General features: G+C 52.4%; 16 protein-coding genes. 5 read left to right on the plus strand and 11 right to left on the minus strand.

Annotated elements, in window-relative coordinates; all coding sequences use genetic code 11:
- Positions 1 to 19: 19 nt before the first annotated feature.
- From HHO50_RS01440 to HHO50_RS01455, 4 genes are all read right to left on the minus strand, one after another.
- Complete coding sequence (locus HHO50_RS01440; protein WP_181304226.1) at positions 20 to 280, minus strand: hypothetical protein; 261 nt, start codon at positions 278 to 280, stop codon at positions 20 to 22.
- A gap of 10 nt (positions 281 to 290) precedes the next feature.
- Positions 291 to 482 carry a hypothetical protein gene (locus HHO50_RS01445; protein ID WP_181304227.1) on the minus strand — a complete coding sequence of 64 codons (192 nt, stop codon included), beginning with the start codon at positions 480 to 482 and terminating at the stop codon, positions 291 to 293.
- Between the two features lie 23 nt (positions 483 to 505).
- Complete coding sequence (locus HHO50_RS01450) at positions 506 to 934, minus strand: hypothetical protein (protein ID WP_181304228.1); 429 nt, start codon at positions 932 to 934, stop codon at positions 506 to 508.
- A 605-nt stretch (positions 935 to 1539) separates the two neighbouring features.
- The gene (locus HHO50_RS01455) at positions 1540 to 3813 is read right to left on the minus strand and encodes a Tex family protein (protein ID WP_181304229.1); all 2274 of its coding nucleotides are present in this window, start codon (positions 3811 to 3813) and stop codon (positions 1540 to 1542) included.
- A 257-nt stretch (positions 3814 to 4070) separates the two neighbouring features.
- On the opposite strand from HHO50_RS01455, the gene HHO50_RS01460 reads away from it, so the two are divergent.
- Positions 4071 to 4457 carry a hypothetical protein gene (locus HHO50_RS01460; RefSeq protein ID WP_181304230.1) on the plus strand — a complete coding sequence of 129 codons (387 nt, stop codon included), beginning with the start codon at positions 4071 to 4073 and terminating at the stop codon, positions 4455 to 4457.
- 311 nt (positions 4458 to 4768) lie between these two features.
- Positions 4769 to 4954: a hypothetical protein gene (locus HHO50_RS01465; RefSeq protein WP_181304231.1), complete on the plus strand. Its 186-nt coding sequence runs from the start codon at positions 4769 to 4771 to the stop codon at positions 4952 to 4954.
- 96 nt (positions 4955 to 5050) lie between these two features.
- Here HHO50_RS01465 and HHO50_RS01470 read toward each other — a convergent pair whose 3' ends face one another.
- Positions 5051 to 5650: a hypothetical protein gene (locus tag HHO50_RS01470; RefSeq protein ID WP_181304232.1), complete on the minus strand. Its 600-nt coding sequence runs from the start codon at positions 5648 to 5650 to the stop codon at positions 5051 to 5053.
- Between the two features lie 269 nt (positions 5651 to 5919).
- On the opposite strand from HHO50_RS01470, the gene dinB reads away from it, so the two are divergent.
- Both dinB and HHO50_RS01480 read left to right on the plus strand, forming a co-directional pair.
- Entirely contained in the window at positions 5920 to 6981 is a 1062-nt protein-coding gene (dinB, locus tag HHO50_RS01475; protein WP_181304233.1) for a DNA polymerase IV, read from the plus strand.
- Positions 6982 to 7112: 131 nt separating this feature from the next.
- Positions 7113 to 7922: a bifunctional 2-polyprenyl-6-hydroxyphenol methylase/3-demethylubiquinol 3-O-methyltransferase UbiG gene (locus HHO50_RS01480; protein ID WP_181304234.1), complete on the plus strand. Its 810-nt coding sequence runs from the start codon at positions 7113 to 7115 to the stop codon at positions 7920 to 7922.
- A gap of 17 nt (positions 7923 to 7939) precedes the next feature.
- On the opposite strand, the gene HHO50_RS01485 is transcribed toward HHO50_RS01480, so the two are convergent.
- Positions 7940 to 8476 carry a hypothetical protein gene (locus tag HHO50_RS01485; protein ID WP_181304235.1) on the minus strand — a complete coding sequence of 179 codons (537 nt, stop codon included), beginning with the start codon at positions 8474 to 8476 and terminating at the stop codon, positions 7940 to 7942.
- 196 nt (positions 8477 to 8672) lie between these two features.
- Between HHO50_RS01485 and HHO50_RS01490 the strand changes: the two genes are divergently transcribed.
- On the plus strand, positions 8673 to 9023 hold the full coding sequence (locus HHO50_RS01490) for an iron-sulfur cluster assembly accessory protein (protein ID WP_181304236.1): 351 nt from the start codon (positions 8673 to 8675) through the stop codon (positions 9021 to 9023).
- A gap of 889 nt (positions 9024 to 9912) precedes the next feature.
- Here the strand turns inward: HHO50_RS01490 and HHO50_RS01495 are convergent.
- The 5 genes from HHO50_RS01495 to HHO50_RS01515 all read right to left on the minus strand — a co-directional run bounded on the left by HHO50_RS01495 (position 9913) and on the right by HHO50_RS01515 (position 16073).
- Positions 9913 to 10785, minus strand: a complete 873-nt coding sequence (locus tag HHO50_RS01495; RefSeq protein ID WP_181304237.1) for a ChaN family lipoprotein — start codon at positions 10783 to 10785, stop codon at positions 9913 to 9915.
- 191 nt (positions 10786 to 10976) lie between these two features.
- Positions 10977 to 12287 carry an ABC transporter permease gene (locus HHO50_RS01500; RefSeq protein WP_181304238.1) on the minus strand — a complete coding sequence of 437 codons (1311 nt, stop codon included), beginning with the start codon at positions 12285 to 12287 and terminating at the stop codon, positions 10977 to 10979.
- Positions 12280 to 13194, minus strand: a complete 915-nt coding sequence (locus tag HHO50_RS01505) for an ABC transporter ATP-binding protein (protein WP_181304239.1) — start codon at positions 13192 to 13194, stop codon at positions 12280 to 12282. The genes HHO50_RS01500 and HHO50_RS01505 overlap by 8 nt, the downstream gene beginning before the upstream one ends.
- 1145 nt (positions 13195 to 14339) lie before the next feature.
- Positions 14340 to 15497 (minus strand): molecular chaperone DnaJ, encoded by a 1158-nt coding sequence (gene dnaJ / locus HHO50_RS01510; protein ID WP_181304240.1) that lies wholly within the window; start codon positions 15495 to 15497, stop codon positions 14340 to 14342.
- A gap of 6 nt (positions 15498 to 15503) precedes the next feature.
- Positions 15504 to 16073, minus strand: coding sequence for a nucleotide exchange factor GrpE (locus tag HHO50_RS01515; protein ID WP_181304241.1), 570 nt, complete (start codon positions 16071 to 16073; stop codon positions 15504 to 15506).
- Positions 16074 to 16472 lie beyond the last annotated feature (399 nt).

Genomic DNA, 16472 nt, shown 5'->3' on the forward strand with positions numbered 1-16472 from the left:
TAGCAGAAACACGCTCAAATCAGAAGCGCGTCACTTTGCCTTTGGCGTCCCAGTGGCTGGATTTGAGGGTAATGCCATCGGCCTCAAATGTAAGGTGGCGCACGTAGCGCTCGCCGGTGATGCTGCCGTCTGGTTTGCGTTTCCCGATGAACAGCGTGACCGCGTAGCCTTGCTTGTCTGTGATGAAGGTGAGGTCATTGCCGGCGAAGGTGTCATCAATGCGGCTGTCCGGGGCGAAGGGCTTGCTCAGTTTGGCTTCCAGTTTTGAACTCAGGGGCATGGCAACTGAATTAAGTGGTGGTGTAGGATTGCAGGATGGAAAGGGCGTCGGCTTCCTCGGCCTCCACCACCTCATCAATCACCGACTGGATCTCATTGTCTGACCAACGGGCTTGCTCGGCGGCTTTCACAAATACGCCCAAGGCCACAAACCGGCCGCCCTCCAGCGGAAGAATCGCGTTTACTTTTTTCTTGATGTTCATTAAATGGGAAAGTTGTTTTGCGGCTATTTTACGGAAAACAGGTCTAAATCGCTAAGGCCGCCCCTACTTTCCTGCGCCCACCGCTGCGCCGCGGGCAATTCCTGGAAATACTCCACCTCGGCGTGGAACTTGGGCCGAAGGGTGGCCACCATGCTACTGACGGCCATCTGGTTGAAGATATCTTCAGACACCACAAAGGCTAAGCGCTTCACCCCCAACATCTGGAACTGCGGAAACCAGGCACCAATTGTCCATTCCTGATCGGTCTGCCTAATCACTTTCATGTGCTTCATGTCCATGATCCAGCCCTGCAAACCCGCCCTTCTGGAAACCTGGATCGCTTCCATGAGTCCGTCCCGGTACACGTCACTGGGCACAAACCCTTTCCAGTGCAGCACCAGAGCAGAGTGTAGCCGGTCAGTTTCCAGTTGTAAATAGGATTCGGTCTCCATGGTTCCTTGGTCTTTGTTGCGCTTCCATTTTCTGCCGTCTTTTCCAGATTCACCCTAGAAACGAGAAGCTACCTGCATCATTGTATTAACCTTCTTTACGGGAATCAGGTTTTGGAGTGAACCAATAAATAAATTGGACAGGGGTAATATTTTGACGGTTTTAGTAAGAATGCAGGAATTTGGGCAGGAAACTGGAGTTACATAGCGTATTCACCAATTCAATTCCTTATTCCTGCTGTTACGCAAACCTGCTGGTGGTTCCCGGCGAGCGTGGAGACTCGCCTCCTCCTTTGTCACGAGGCCGGAGTCCCGCGCCAGTACTTTCTAACCAGCTGCTTTCGTGATGCCGCCTGCTCCACAAGACCTCGTAGCGTCTTTAAACCTGCGAGCGTCTGCGCCAATCAGGAGATTGGCTGTCCAAGGGTGCGTAGAGCGCTCTCGCTAACTCTACGCACAACAAGATCTTGGAGACTTCACAGGCTTCTGCGTTTTGAGGCTTTTTTTCGCAAAACAGCCTCAAAACGCAGAAGCCTCAGCTTCTCTCGCAGAAAGAGAAACTGAGGGTGATGCGTTTCTGCGGAAAGATAGTTACTTACCGGATATTCTTACCGGAACATGCTCTTCAGCTTGTTCAGTTTGGTAGCCATGTCTTCTTCCTCCACCGGCGCTTCACGTTTGCTGCCACTGCCGGTGTTGTTGCCAGCTTTGCGGTCATTGCCGCGGCTTGGTCTGGCGGTGGCGGCCTGCGGATCACCTTTCATGGAAAGCGCGATGCGTTTGCGGCTCACTTCTACTTCCAGCACGGTCACTTCCACCTTCTGCCCTACTTTCACCACTTCATGCGGATTGCTCACGAAACGGTCAGACAAATGGCTCACGTGTACCAAGCCGTCCTGGTGCACCCCAATATCCACGAACGCCCCGAAGGCGGTGATGTTGGTGATGATGCCCGGCAGTTTCATGCCCTGCCGTAGGTCTTTGATTTCGTTCACGCCTTCGGTGAAGCTGAAGGCCTCGTAACTTTCGCGCGGGTCACGGCCGGGTTTGGCCAACTCGCTTAAAATGTCTTGCAGCGTGGGCAAACCAACGGTATCAGACACATACTTCTTCAGGTCGATTTTCTTGCGGAGGTCGGCGTTTCTGAGCAGGTCTTCCACGGTGGCGTTTACGTCTTTCGCCATTTGCTCCACCAACGCATAGCGCTCCGGGTGCACGGCACTGGCATCCAGCGGGTGCTTGCCGCCTCTGATGCGCAAGAAACCAGCCGCTTGTTCAAAGGCTTTATCGCCTAAGCGGGCTACTTTGCGCAGTTCGTTACGGGTTTTGAACGGCCCGTTCTGGTTGCGGTAGTCCACAATGTTTTGCGCCAACTGCGGCCCTAAGCCAGACACGTAGGTCAGGAGTTGCTTGCTGGCGGTGTTCACTTCCACGCCTACGGCGTTCACGCAGCTCATCACCACATCGTCCAGACTGTGCTTGAGGGCATTCTGGTCTACATCGTGCTGGTACTGCCCTACCCCAATGGACTTAGGGTCTAGTTTCACCAACTCCGCCAAAGGATCCATAAGGCGGCGACCAATGGAAACGGCTCCCCGCACGGTGATGTCCTGGTCGGGGAACTCCTCGCGGGCCACGTCTGAGGCCGAGTAGATGGAGGCACCGCTTTCGTTCACCATCACCACGGCAATGGTGTTGGGTAAGCCGAGGCCACGCACGAAGGTTTCGGTCTCGCGGCTGGCGGTTCCGTTACCTATGGCAATGGCTTCAATCTGGTATTTGTGGCACATCACCATCACCTGTTGTCCGGCCGTGGTGGCCTGGTGCGCGCCGTTGTGCGGGAAAATGGCTTCGTAATGCAGGAGTTTGCCTTGCTCATCCAGCGCGACCACTTTACAACCGGTTCTGAAACCCGGGTCAATGGCCAGCACCCGTTTCTGGCCCAGCGGTGCCGACAAGAGCATGGGTCTCAGGTTATCCGCGAAAACCCGGATCGCTTCTTCATCGGCGCGTTTCTTGGAAGAAAGGCGCACCTCGGTTTCCATGTTCAGGCGCAGCATGCGCTTGTAGCTTTCCTTGATGGCTAGTTTCACCTGCTCGGCGGCGGCGTTGCGGCCGGTCACAAACTGGTCTTCCAAAATATTTAGAGCGGCTTCTTCCTCGGGTTGGGCATCCAGCATCAAGACCATCTCCTTCTCGCCGCGGCGCATAGCCAAGATGCGGTGCGAGGGAGCTTTCTCGATGGGCTCGTCCCACTCAAAGTAGTCTTTGTATTTCTGGCCTTCCTCTTCCTTGCCCGGAATCACGCGGGCTTTAAACACGCCTTTCTTCTCAAACAGGTTCCGGATGCTGGCGCGAGCCTCGGGGTTCTCGTTGATCCACTCGGCCATGATGTCACGGGCCCCGGCCAGGGCTTCCTCCGTGGATTTTACTTCTTTCTCTTCGCTCACGAACGCGGCGGCCTCAGAGGCAACGTCCAGGTTGGCTTGCTCAAACAGCTTCTGCGCCAGCGGCTCTAAACCTTTCTCGCGGGCGATGGTGGCCTTGGTGCGGCGTTTTGGTTTGTAGGGCAGGTAAATGTCCTCCAGCACGGCCATGGTTTCGGCGGCCAGTACCTGGGCCTCCAGCTCTGGGGTGAGTTTCTGCTGGTCGGTTAAGGATTTCAGGATGCTTTCGCGGCGCTTGTCCAGGTCGCGGAGTTGTTCTACGCGGTCGCGGATGGCGGCAATGGCCACCTCGTCCAAACTACCGGTGACTTCTTTCCGGTACCGGGCTATGAAGGGTACGGTGGCCCCCTCGTCCAGCAACGCAACCGTGGCTTCTACTTGTTTCTGGTTTACTTGCAGCTCCCCCGCAATCTTCTTGAAATGGTTTTCTGGCATGCTAAATAATCGTTCTGGAAAAGACTCTCTTTTTTATCCTTTTCTGCGTTTAACCGCAGCGTAGGGACTTCAAAGATAAGGGTAAATTAGCGGAAACACCGCACGCCAACCCCTGCTTTTATCCTCTATTCCTTCCCTTGAAGCTGGCCCGGTATTTGTATCTTTGCCGCTGGTCTACCGGAACTGATTCATCTGCTTTCGGTTTCTGAAGCCGATGCGGGAATCCCGTTTTTGAAAGAATTTACACCATTACGTATATGAAGAGGATTATCTTTTTGCTGGCCCTGGTCTTTACCACCCTTGTGAGCCAGGCTCAAACGACAGCCGTAACGCCCGAGGCCCGTGCCCAAACCATGACCGCCACCATGACCCAGCACCTGAAATTGAACGCGGCCCAAGCCGCCAAGGTAAAAGCCATTAACCTGACCAGCATCCAGCAACTGGAGCAAGCGAAGAAAGACCACAAAAACAACCCGCGCCAGCTCAAAGCCACCATGGATCTTATCAGTTCTACCCGCTTGGAGTCGCTGAAGAACGTGCTCTCCGTGACGCAGTTCCAGCAGTACCAACAGCAGCGCGAAAAGAAAATGGGAATTCCGCAGCAGGGCAACGCCGGTGGGGTTCCGCAGGAATACAGCAATTAAGAAGTCTGTCTGAGCTTAGAGCATGTTGAATTTGCAGAGGGCACCGTTTAGAGGCTGTTTTTATGAAAGCAGCCCCTAAACGGTGCCCGCTTCTCTTTATAGCTCTTGCTTTAAAAGTTTTTTACAGGAAGTTTATGGAATGAGGCTGTAAAAGGCATCTTTCTTAGAGCTTGTTTAAATTTCAGGTTTGCAGGCGAAAATGACCAAAAAACGCTTCTGCAGGTTCTTTTTATGGTCATTTGCAGCGCAAAGATGAAATTTAAACATGCTCTTATATTCACTTTTCTCACGCACCTAAACGCCTCTTGTTTATGAAATTCCTAGGTTTGCTCATCTTTCTGGTAGGTTTGGTTTCGCTGCTGGTTGCCTCCTTCGGGGCGAATCACTTTCTGCTTTTGTGGGTAGACAATTGGGGAAGGCCAATGGGTTGGGCCATACGGGTAGCCATTACCCTCTTCGGGTACATTTTGTACTACGTAAACCGGCACGATGACTGAATCCTGTTTTAGGGTTACTTTCTTGAAAACTGACCTAAAACGAAGAGGCACCGTCTGGTTAGACGGTGCCTCTTCGTTTACATATTAATTGGGAGACTACATTTCCAGAATACCCAATAAAATAAACACCAAACCAACAATGGCTGCAATGTATCCAAGCGTGCCTAGTCCTATGGCGCTCACCAAGAGCCCTGCCACCAATAGAATTAAACCAATCTTAATGTACTGGTTCAGGGCATTGGCTTTTTTCACGGCTTTGGCTTCGCGCACGATTTTCTTGGCAGCCATCTTCACGTCTTTCTTGCTTTTAGCCGATGCCAACTCGTTGGCCAGCGTCTTCACGTCTGCGTTGGATTCCAACGCAGAGGCAACCGCCGCCGAGGTTAAAGGAGCCGTACGGGCCACTTCTCTGGAAACTACCGGTTTAGCGGCACTGGCTTCCATTACCGGGGCTGGTTGCGCTTTTTTAGAAGCCAACGGCGTCACTGCTTTCTCTGGTTCGGCCTGGGTTACCACCACAGCTTCTGTGTTGGCGCTTTCTACCGTTGGGGTAGTTTGGGTGGGCGTAGGTACCGCTTTATGATAGGTAGTAGCCGGGGTGCTAAAGTCAAAGTACTGGTTTGAAGAGGAACAGCTTACCATCAATTGGCTAGCCACACCGCAAACAACAAGAGACAGTAAAGATTTGATTTTCATAGTGAGAGATATTAAATGGATTTGGTTTAACGCATAAAAAGGGAGAACCTACGTTCACGCTTAGTCTAGGAAGGTTTCATAAGTTAACTTCGCAGTACGGTAGAGTAACGGCGCAAGTTCACGAATCATTTTATGACAACAGCCCCCTAATTCGTTTCCGGTTGTAAATCAGGACAAAATAATTCTACATCCACGGGCGGCTTGCCTCAAACAGAGAAAGAAGGTACTATTCTTTGTTCCAGCTTCCCTCGTGCCCCAAACCTGGCTTAGTGCGCAAAATCATTCACATAGACATGGACGCTTTCTTCGCCTCCGTTGAGCAGCGCGACAACCCGGCGCTGCGCGGAAAGCCTGTGGCCGTGGGTGGCAGTAAGGCGCGGGGTGTGGTGGCGGCGGCCAGCTATGAGGCGCGGCATTATGGGGTTTTCTCGGCCATGTCTTCGCAGGTGGCCCTCCGGAAATGTCCGCACCTGATCATGGTGCCTACCCGTTTTGAAGTGTACAAACAGGTTTCACGGCAGATCAGGGAGATTTTCCTTCGCTATACCGATCTGGTGGAACCGCTTTCTCTGGACGAGGCCTACCTGGATGTCACCCAAAACAAATTCGGGCTGAAGTCTGCCATGTTCATCGCCCAGCGCATAAAGTACGAAATTCTACAGGAAACCCATTTGACTGCCTCAGCGGGCGTATCTTTCAACAAGTTCCTGGCGAAAGTAGCCTCAGGCCAAAACAAGCCCGATGGCCTTACGGTGGTGCTGCCAAATGATGCCGAGGCCTTTGTGGAAGCGTTGCCCATTGAGAAGTTCTACGGTATTGGTGACGTAACTGCCGCCAAGATGAAACAGTTGGGCATCCATACCGGGGCCGATCTGAAAAACCGTTCCGAGATAGACTTGCGCCGACACTTCGGGAAATCAGGTTCCTACTTCTACCAGATTGCCCGCGCCCAGGACGAACGTCCCGTAGAGCCCAACCGCATCAGAAAGAGCATCGGCTCAGAACGCACCTTCATGGAAGACCTGGAAACCGAGGACGAAATGCTGCCGGAACTGCAGCGCCTGGCCGAGGAAGTGGCCTATGACCTGCATCGGCTGGAAGCCTCGGGCAAAACCATCACCCTCAAACTCAAGTACCACGACTTCACTTTGAACACCCGCAGCAAAACCTTCTACTCTTCCGTCAGGGCCGAGGAAGTTATTTTAGACATCGCCTCAGATCTCTTACGCACCCCATTTCTGCCTACCAAACCCGTTAGACTGCTGGGCATCACCGTCTCTAACCTGAACTACGGGAAGCACCAAATGGGGCAGCTATCTTTTCCTTTTTAGGTAGTTGTTTGATTTCAGCTCACTGCGTTCTCATCAGCTTGGTGCCGTCGCAATTTCTTAGCTTCCATAATCCAGCGGCTACCATTTCTTCCGTTTTTTGCCTATTTTCCTTAAAACAAACCGAAAACGAAATGGATGCCTCTGTAGACTATTTTGAGATCAATCGCCTGGCCTGGAACCTGCGCACCGGCGTGCACAAAGACTCGGCGTTTTATGACCTGAATTCCTTTAAACAAGGCAAAAACAGCCTTAATCCTTTGGAACTGGAGGCGTTAGGCAAGGTAAGTGGCAAAAAACTGCTGCACCTGCAATGCCATTTCGGGCAGGACACGCTCTCCTGGGCGCGGCTGGGAGCCAAAGCAACCGGCGTAGACCTTTCTGATGAGGCCATCACGTTGGCGCGGCAACTGAATGAGGAACTTGGGCTGGAAGCGGAATTTATCTGCTGCAACGTCTATGATTTACCGCAGCACCTGGAAGGCCAGTTTGACATTGTTTTCACTTCCTACGGAGTTATTGGCTGGCTGCCAGATATGGAGAAATGGGCCCAGGTAGTGGCGCATTTCCTGAAGCCGGGTGGCACCTTCTTTTTAGCGGAATTCCATCCGGCCATCTGGATGTTTGACAACCACTTTACCTGCGTGCAGTATTCTTATTTTAACAACGGCGGCCCCATCATAGAAGAGTCTACCGGCACTTACACAGACCATGACGCCCCCATTCACTACACAGAATACTCCTGGAACCATGCGCTGAGCGAAGTCTTCACCGCCTTGCTGCATCAGAACTTACAATTAGTGGATTTCCAGGAGCTGCCTTACTCCTACTACAATTGCTTTGCCAACCTGGAGCAAGGCCCAGACGGCTTCTGGCGGATCAATGGTTTAGAAGAGAAACTCCCCATCATGTACAGCGTGAAAATGGTAAAGCCGCAGCCATAGCACCAGTCACAAAAGGGCTAAAATATTTCGTGTAACTCGCGCTTCAGGAACTGAACGGCTTGCACCGTAGGATCTACCTCATTGTGCAACACATTTTCCAGCACCCGTTTCGCCAGTTCAGTACCTCTGCTCTTGTCCTGCAGGCTTTGGTAGTTCTGGTTGATCATGGAAACCACGTCTTCTTTGGCTTTTCTCACCTGCTGCCATGCCACCTCGCTCATATACAATTGCTGTGAGAGATTATGCGTGTACTCCGCCCGAATCTCCTGCAGCAGTTGCGCCTGAAAGTCGGCAGCGGTTAAGCCGGAGGGACTAACCCTAATCAGTAGATTGCTGGGCGTGATGCGTTCCAAAAACAAAATAATGCGCTCATAGGCCTGCAACCTGATGGGCAGAATGGTCTCGCTGTTTTTCAGCCTGATTTCCAGCACTCTTTTCCGGTAATCGCGCTCCAGGTACTTCTGGGTCAGCAGATACATGGCTCCGCCGATGATGAAGGCAGGTATAGAACTCAGTAAAACTAAAAGTACAATGGAAGAAGTGTCTGTGGTCATAACTTGAAGGTAGTTGCTCTGCGGCTATTTCTTTTGGCGCAGTAGCCTAAACGTTTTTGGCAAAGTAAATATCGCTAAAAATTTGATGCGGTTGCCCCTGAATCATTTTCCCGCTTTCTTGGTTACTCATAGTATAGCGCTGTCCTTTACAAGCAGTCTGTATTTTAGTATCTTTGCTACGCAAAAACCACTTACTATGGAAAGCACAACTCTAAAAAAAGCCCCTATATCCCTTACTCCGCTGGCTCTGCAAGAGGTGAAGGTGATCATGAAAGATAAAAACGTACCGGCAGAATACGGTTTACGGATTGGTGTACAAGGCGGCGGCTGCTCTGGCATGTCGTATTTGCTAGGCTTTGACAAACCAAAAGACTCTGATGAGATCTATGAGTTGGACGGTGTTCAACTCATTATGGATAAAAAACACGGAATGTATGTGATGGGGATGGAAGTAGATTTCCAGGACGGCCTGAACGCCCGCGGATTCGTTTTCAATAACCCACAAGCGAAGAGCACCTGCGGTTGCGGAAGCTCTTTCTCTGCCTAACATTTCCTTCTTTTTTGAAAAGGCCTGCTTTTGAAGCAGGCCTTTTTTTGTGTCTTTTGCTGGCGTGGCGCGGTTGGTCTGTTGATTTATGAACGGCTCTTTTCATAGCTTCCCTCCGTGCGCTCACGGCCGCGGGGCCCCGTCTTCCCCTCTCGCACTGCCCTTTCGGCCTGAGAAGTCCTCTTCTCTTAGCTGAGGTCTGTTCAGGGCCAAAAGCGAGGCGCGCTCGGGGAAGACTGGACAGGGGAAAGTAGAAGAGAATATTGGCTGAACTCTACCTCCAGTATTTACCCTTCTAAAGCAGATACTCCCCCTTTGAAGCTCACCCTACCCCACCGGATTTTGTACGCATTCCGTCCCCCTTTGAAGGCTCATCTTGTGGGGAAAAAACAGTAGCCATTTTAATTTTAATGAAAGAAAAGGTGCTTTCTACCCTTCCCGCTCTTTCGGATTTATCAATCTGAAAGGACTCGGTCGGGGATTTATCAATCCCCGTATCTACCCAACTGGCGCGAAGGGGATTAATAAATCCCCGACCGAGTGGTTCGGGATTGGAAATCCCGAACAGCAACGTTAGTAAAAGTTCCCCAACAAGATTAGCTTTGAAGGGGGGAGGGGGATGAGAAAGGCGGAAGAAGAGGCAAGAAGCTTTCGTTCAATGCTAAACAGCAGGTGTAAGGAACAGGGAACGCCATCATCAGCAGGAGTAATCATCCTCCTACCCCCTCAAAGGGGACGATTAGAGATCGAGCTTCTTTGTTTTAGACTTTTGGGATGGGCGAAGGGGGATGTTTACACCTGCTGATCTACGCCTAGCAGAACAACTCCCCTCCTAACTACCCGGAGGGCGGGGTGGTAAGTGTCAGGAAGAACTATAAGAACAAGCCGCCTAATAGGTTCTGGTCATGGTTTCTGGCACCACCAACACCACATCAGCCCGTTTGTCATGGTCTTTATCCAAGTTTTCTAATTGCGGCTGCATGACGGTAGTAATGGTCATGACGTTCAACTCGGGGCGGAGACGGCGGAGGTACCAGATAATTCCTTCGTGGTGGTCTGAGTGGTAAGCGCCGTTGAGATGGAGCAGGTGCTGCCCCTTTTGTAGGTTCTTGCTGATGAAGTGGGCCATGGTAGCATCCTTCAAGGCCTGTGCTTCCACAATCTGGGCTGAAGCTGCCGAGGTGCCGTGGGCATCGCCGAACATGCCCAGCATCCGTTTGTAAGAAGGTAGTTCCAGGTCAACAGTGATGGGCAGTAGGGCCAGCCATTGCTTCTCTTGGACGGGTAGGGCCTCCAACCCTGTCAAGCTCTCGCGGGCCACAATGCGGGCCGACCGGCGAGGTGCGTTAGTAGCAATCACTTTTATACCATTGGCCCTAGCGAACGTGAGCGTAGGCTTGTAGTCGGTGGCGTAGTTGGGCCAGGCACGGCTCACTTCCATGAATTTGGGTTCTTCCAGTTGCCCCAGGAGAAAGGAATCTACCGCAGCCTGGGTGTCGGTTTCCCACATCTCGGCTCCCAGAACCAGTTGCTTGCCGTGCAGGCGATGAAGGTCTTTGGTGAGTTCCAATTGGAGCCAGTGCGCGATGGGGTCGTTGTGCTGTTCCCCAAAGAACACCACATCGGCCGCGGCCAGGTCTTTCAACATCTTCTCGTAGGTCAACGATTTGCCGCTGCCCCGGAAAAGACGATAAGCAGGTTTATCCATAGTGAAGGAGCTCAGGAACAGGACAGACAGCCACAGGAACAATACCTTTTTCATGCTTTAGAGGTTGCTAGTTTTTAGTTGTCAGTTGTTAGTTGTCAGTTTTTAGGGGGTTTTTGGTTTGTTTTTCTGAAAACACGCAGAAAACACCCTACGGGCGAATAAAGAAAGGCCAACTTGTAACAACCATATATTTCCTCACCAACAACTGACAACTAGCGACTAAAAACTGGCAACTAAAAACCACCTCAGCCTTTGTAGAACAGCCATTTTGAGAGTTCGCGGTAATTGACTTTTTTGCCGTACATCAAGATACCCACGCGGTAGATACGGGCCGCCACCCAAATGGTGCCAATGAATCCTGCAATCAGCAAAAACATAGACAGCAGCAACTCCCAGGTGGGCACCCCGAAGGGCATGCGCAGCATCATGACCACTGGCGAGGTGAACGGCACCATAGACATCCAGAACGCCACCGGCCCGTTAGGATTCTTCACGATGATGGTCTGGGCCACTATAAAAGATAAGATGAGCGGCACTGTAATGGGCAGCATAAACTGCTGGCTATCGGTTTCACTGTCTACCGCCGCGCCTACTGCCCCGAACAAGGCCCCATACAACAGGTATCCGCCTAAGAAGTAAAAGAGGAAGGAGCCAATCAATAACGGAAAGTTAAGGTTCTGGGTGGCACTGAAAAGTTCATGGATTTCCTGGGCTTGCTGCACATCACTATCGGTCTCCAGGCCTTGCATGGTTTGTCCTATCTGTTGATCTGAGAACCGATCCATGTCAAACCTGGAGGCTACGCCGGTAGAGATGGCTGAGGTGAGAATGATCCACAAGAGAAACTGAGTCAACCCTACGGCCGCGATGCCCAATATCTTCCCGGCCATGAGTTGGAACGGCTTCACCGAAGACACCATCACTTCCAGAATGCGGCTGGTTTTCTCTTCTATCACGCCGCGCATGATCTGGGCTCCGTAGATGAAGATGAACAGATACACCAAAAAAGCCCCCATAAACCCTACACCCGTGTTCACCCCCACATCACTGCTTTTCTCCCCTTCGGCACTCAGGTTCACCGTCCGGATGTTCACCGGGGTTCTGATCTTGTCCAGCACTTCTTGGTTTATTCCGGAATTAGCAAATTTCACTTCTTCCAGTTCTTGCCTGATCTGTCTTTCTAGCGCAGTTTTCATGGAAAGGCTAGTGCTCTTCTGGGAGTACAGCTGAATGCCCTGGGGCTTTTCCAGAGCAATTTCAGGAATGTGCAGCAAAGCGGCATCTTCGGAATTCAGGTAAATCTGCTTGGCTAGTTCTATTGGGCCCGGCACGTTCACAAACTTCAGTTCATGGGTGGAGGCAAGTTTCCCTTTGAGGTAGCCGCTCTCATCCAGCACCTGTACCACCTTGGTATCGTCAGACATGGTGGCCAACCAAATGGGCACCACCATGACCAATGCCATTAGGAGCGGCCCCAGAATGGTCATCACAATAAAGCTTTTCTTGCGCACGCGCACTAAATATTCGCGCTGAAACACTAGCCAGATCTTATCCATGCGCTTCTTGGGTTACGGTTTGAATGAAAATGTCATTGATACTGGGCACCTTCTCCCGGAAATTGTGCACCTCCACCCGGTCTGTCAGGTACCGGAGCAGTTGATTGGGGCCCACCTGCGGCTCTAACTGAATCTCAGCCTCAAACTGGCTCCCGTGCTGGGCTTGGGCCAGCACTTTGAAATCGGGCGACATAACCAGCAGCCTTCCGGTGCCCTCCACGTGGTAGGTGTGGCTTCGGTACCTGGCTTTCACTTCCTTCAGGCTACCTTCCATTACTTTCCGGGAGCGGTTGATCATGGCAATGTAATCGCACATCTGCTCCACAGACTCCATGCGGTGCGTGGAAAAGATGACCGTACAGCCCTGCTCCCGCAGCTTCAGGATTTCATCTCTGATGATGTTGGCATTCACCGGGTCAAAGCCCGAGAAAGGTTCGTCCAGAATCAGCAGTTTGGGCTCATGCAGCACGGTGGCAATGAACTGCACTTTCTGCTGCATTCCCTTAGAAAGATCTTCTACGTTCTTGTTGAGCCAAGCCTTTAAATCCAACCTTTCGGCCCAGGTTTTGATGCGCTGGGTAGCGTCTGCCTTGTCCATGCCTCTAAGCCGGGCCAGGTACACCAACTGCTCCCCCACTTTCATCTTCTTGTACAGGCCCCGTTCCTCGGGCAGGTACCCAATCTCTTTTATATGATGCGGCTGCAACGGCTGGCCTTCAAACAGCACCCGCCCCTCATCTGGAGCGGTTATCTGGGTGATAATGCGAATAAGTGACGTTTTACCGGCCCCGTTTGGCCCCAGCAGCCCGAAGATGCTACCTTTGGGCACGTCAAACGAGACCTTGTCCAGGGCTTGGTGCGCCTCGTAGCGCTTGCTCACGCCCTGTATCTGAAGAATGGGTTGCAAGGGAATAGCAGTTGGTTAGTTGGGTTAAAGCTAAGCGAAAGCGCCTCGGTTTGCAAGTTGGTTGCCGGGCTGTTTTGGGGCTAGTTTCTGGAAAGGAGGCCTTAAACGGAGTAGTTCCAGTTGCTTTTTGCCGTTGTTGGGGTTCTCTCCAACTATCAAGACTGCCCTTCAATCTCGAAAGTTATCCCTTACCATTTTTCGTTGTGCGTAGAGTTAGCGGCAGCGCTCTACGCACGTAGTGGACGGCCAATCTCCTGATTGGCGAAACGGGTAAGCTGAACGGACAAGCCGATTCTGAGCCTTAATACAAAACTCTGTGGGCTTCTTCCGGCGTCCCCGCCGTTTTGCGAATACATCACAATATGTACAGGAAACGGCCAGAGGCCGCAGGTAACCCACACTCGCCAGAGGCGAGCGAGTGTTCAGTTTAGTTGATTATTCCTTTTCCAGAACTACTATATTTCTTACCCCTGACTCAGAACTCTGGACTCAGCACTCTCCCTGATAGGTTTGTCAGGTTGGTGCTTGCTGTTCAACCTAACCAAAAGAATCAAGAAGCCCCGAACTCGCTGCCACTCAGACAGGCGGAGCTTCGGTTGGTACCACCTGGTAAAAGCCTTTCGCTTCATAGGGAGCTTGCGCCATTGCCGTTGGAACCACCGCTGCTTGCGCTTCCTCTCGCTTCGGGCTACGCAAGCGGCCCTCCGCTGGGGAAGGCGCAGATTAGCTTATTGCTGCTTGTTCTCTTGCCATGCCTTCATCGTCCTGCAGACGGGTGGAAGTCAAGCGTTAGAAGAATAACTTATGGAAGAATTCCGCTCCCAGGAGTTCATCTTTAGGGAAACTTTTGCTGATGTCGCTGTTGGGGAGTTCCACTCCTGAACCTGCCTGCTGCGGAGTTCTACCCCGCCGGGAGCCACGGGCAAAAGAAGGGGAGTAGAACTCCCCAACCGAGTGCTTCCGGAGTGGAACTCCGAAAGAGCGGGGGAGAATGGCTAATAAGAATATTCCCAGGGTGGGTACCCGTTTTAAGGCAATTTTCCTAAAAACAGCCCCAAAACAACAACGCCCGCTCTTCAGTTGAAAAGCAGGCGTTGCACATATCTTCTTGACTCAGAACTCTGGACTCAAGACTCAGAACTATCTTATTGAAAGTACTCCTTCATTTTCTCGAAGAAGCCTTTTTCGTTTTTGCCGGGGTTGGGCACAAAGTTCTGGGACTCGCGCAGGCGTTCCAGCATCTGGCGTTCCTCGGGGTTCACGTTCTTTGGTGTCCAGACGTTGATGTGGATGAGTTGGTCGCCTTTGGTGTAGCCGTTGATGTCCGGAATACCTTTGCCGCGCAGGCGCAGGATTTTGCCGGACTGGGTGCCTGGATCAATCTTGATCTTCACCTTGCCTTCAATGGTGGGCACTTCTACGCTGGCTCCCAGGGTAGCGTCCACGAAGCTCACGTACTGCTCAAACATGACGTTGCTGCCGTCGCGGCGCAGGGTGGGGTGTTGCTCTTCCTCAATCTGGATCAATAAATCACCGGGAATACCGCCGCGTTCCGGCACGTTTCCTTTGCCGCCCATGGAGAGCTGCATGCCATCGGCTACGCCGGCCGGGACGTTGATGGAGATCACCTCTTCCTGGAGCTGACGGCCTTCGCCGTGGCAGGCGTCACACTTCTGGCTTACGGTCTTGCCTTCGCCATGGCAGGTAGGGCACGTACTGGCCGATACCATCTGGCCCAGCATGGTGTTCACCACGCGTTTCACCTGGCCTTGGCCTTGGCAGGTACCGCAGGTATTCAGGGCTGTGCCGTTTTTGGAGCCGTTTCCGTCGCAGACGTTACAGGCCTCGTAGCGTTTCACCTTGATTTTCTTCTCAACGCCTTTGGCTACCTCTTCCAGGTTCAGCTTGAGCTTGATGCGCAGGTTACTGCCTTTGCGCATGCGTTTGCCGCCACGTTGTCCGCTCCCTCCGAAGAAGCTTTCGAAGCCGCCACCTCCGCCACCGCCGAAGATGTCACCGAACTGGGAGAAGATGTCTTCCATGTTCATGCCACCTCCGCCGCCGTAGCCGCCGCCGTTCACGCCTTGGTGCCCAAACTGGTCATAGCGCTGGCGTTTCTGCTCATCGCTCAAGACCTCGTACGCCTCGGCCGCTTCCTTGAACTTGTCCTCGGCGGTAGGGTCATCGGGGTTCTTATCGGGGTGGAATTTGATCGCGATCTTGCGGTACGCTTTCTTGATCTCATCCGCCGTGGCCCCTTTGGCTACGCCCAGTACTTCGTAATAATCTCTTTTGGTTGCCATGGCTTCTTATGCTCCAATCACCACCTTGGCAAAGCGAACCACTTTGTCATTGAGGTAATATCCTTTCTCTACTTGGTCAATCACTTTCCCCTTCATGTCGTCTGAAGGGGCCGGAATCTGCGTGATGGCTTCGTGCACCTCGGCGTCAAACGGCTGGCCCACGGCCTCCATGGGCTTTAAGCCTTTCTGTTGCAGAAGGCCCAGGAACTTGCTGAAAATCAGCTCCACGCCTTCGCGCACGGCGTTTACATCTTGTGCGTCTTTCATGGCCGCCTGCGCACGCTCCAAGTCATCCAGCACCGGAATCAAGGCCACCATCAATTCCTGATTGGCGGTTTTGAACAGTTCCAGGCGCTCTTTGGACGTGCGGCGTCTGAAGTTGTCAAACTCGGCGTGCAGGCGCAGGTATTTGTCCCGCAGTTCATCGGCTTCTGAGGAACCGCCTTCAGCGGAAGCGGCGGTAGCCTCTGCCGTCTGCTGTTCTGGCTGCTCAGCTGCCGTAGATTCTGTCGCCTCGGCGTTTTCAGGCTGGAGGTTCTCTTGTTCTTGAGGATTTTGTTCAGCTGCTGTACTCATATATCTTTTATCCTTACAGATTTTACTTCTTTTCTGGGTGCCTGACTAGAGGCAACTACTTTGCCAAACCCGTTTTTATGTCATTCTGGCATTTTTAGGCGAAAACGGGAATGGGTTGGTTCTGTTTGTGTCAGGGGTATGACAGGGAAGGGTAGTTTGTTTTTGGGCTGATTTTGGAAAAATAGGCGTTTTTTGATTTCTGCTGATGCCTGGGAGTAACTGCCTTTTGCGTGGGTTTATGCGCTTTGTTGTTTCATCTTGAACGGTAAGCGCTCACGGCCGCGAGGCCCCGCCTTCCCGCCCTCGCGCCGTGAGTTCCGCTGCCTTCGGCTAAAGCCTTGGCTGCCGGGCTACGCCCGCCCCGCAGATCTCAAGGCGCTCACCCGGGAGGCTGGAAAC

Source organism: Rufibacter sp. XAAS-G3-1 (assembly GCF_013623775.1).
Lineage (GTDB): Bacteria > Bacteroidota > Bacteroidia > Cytophagales > Hymenobacteraceae > Nibribacter.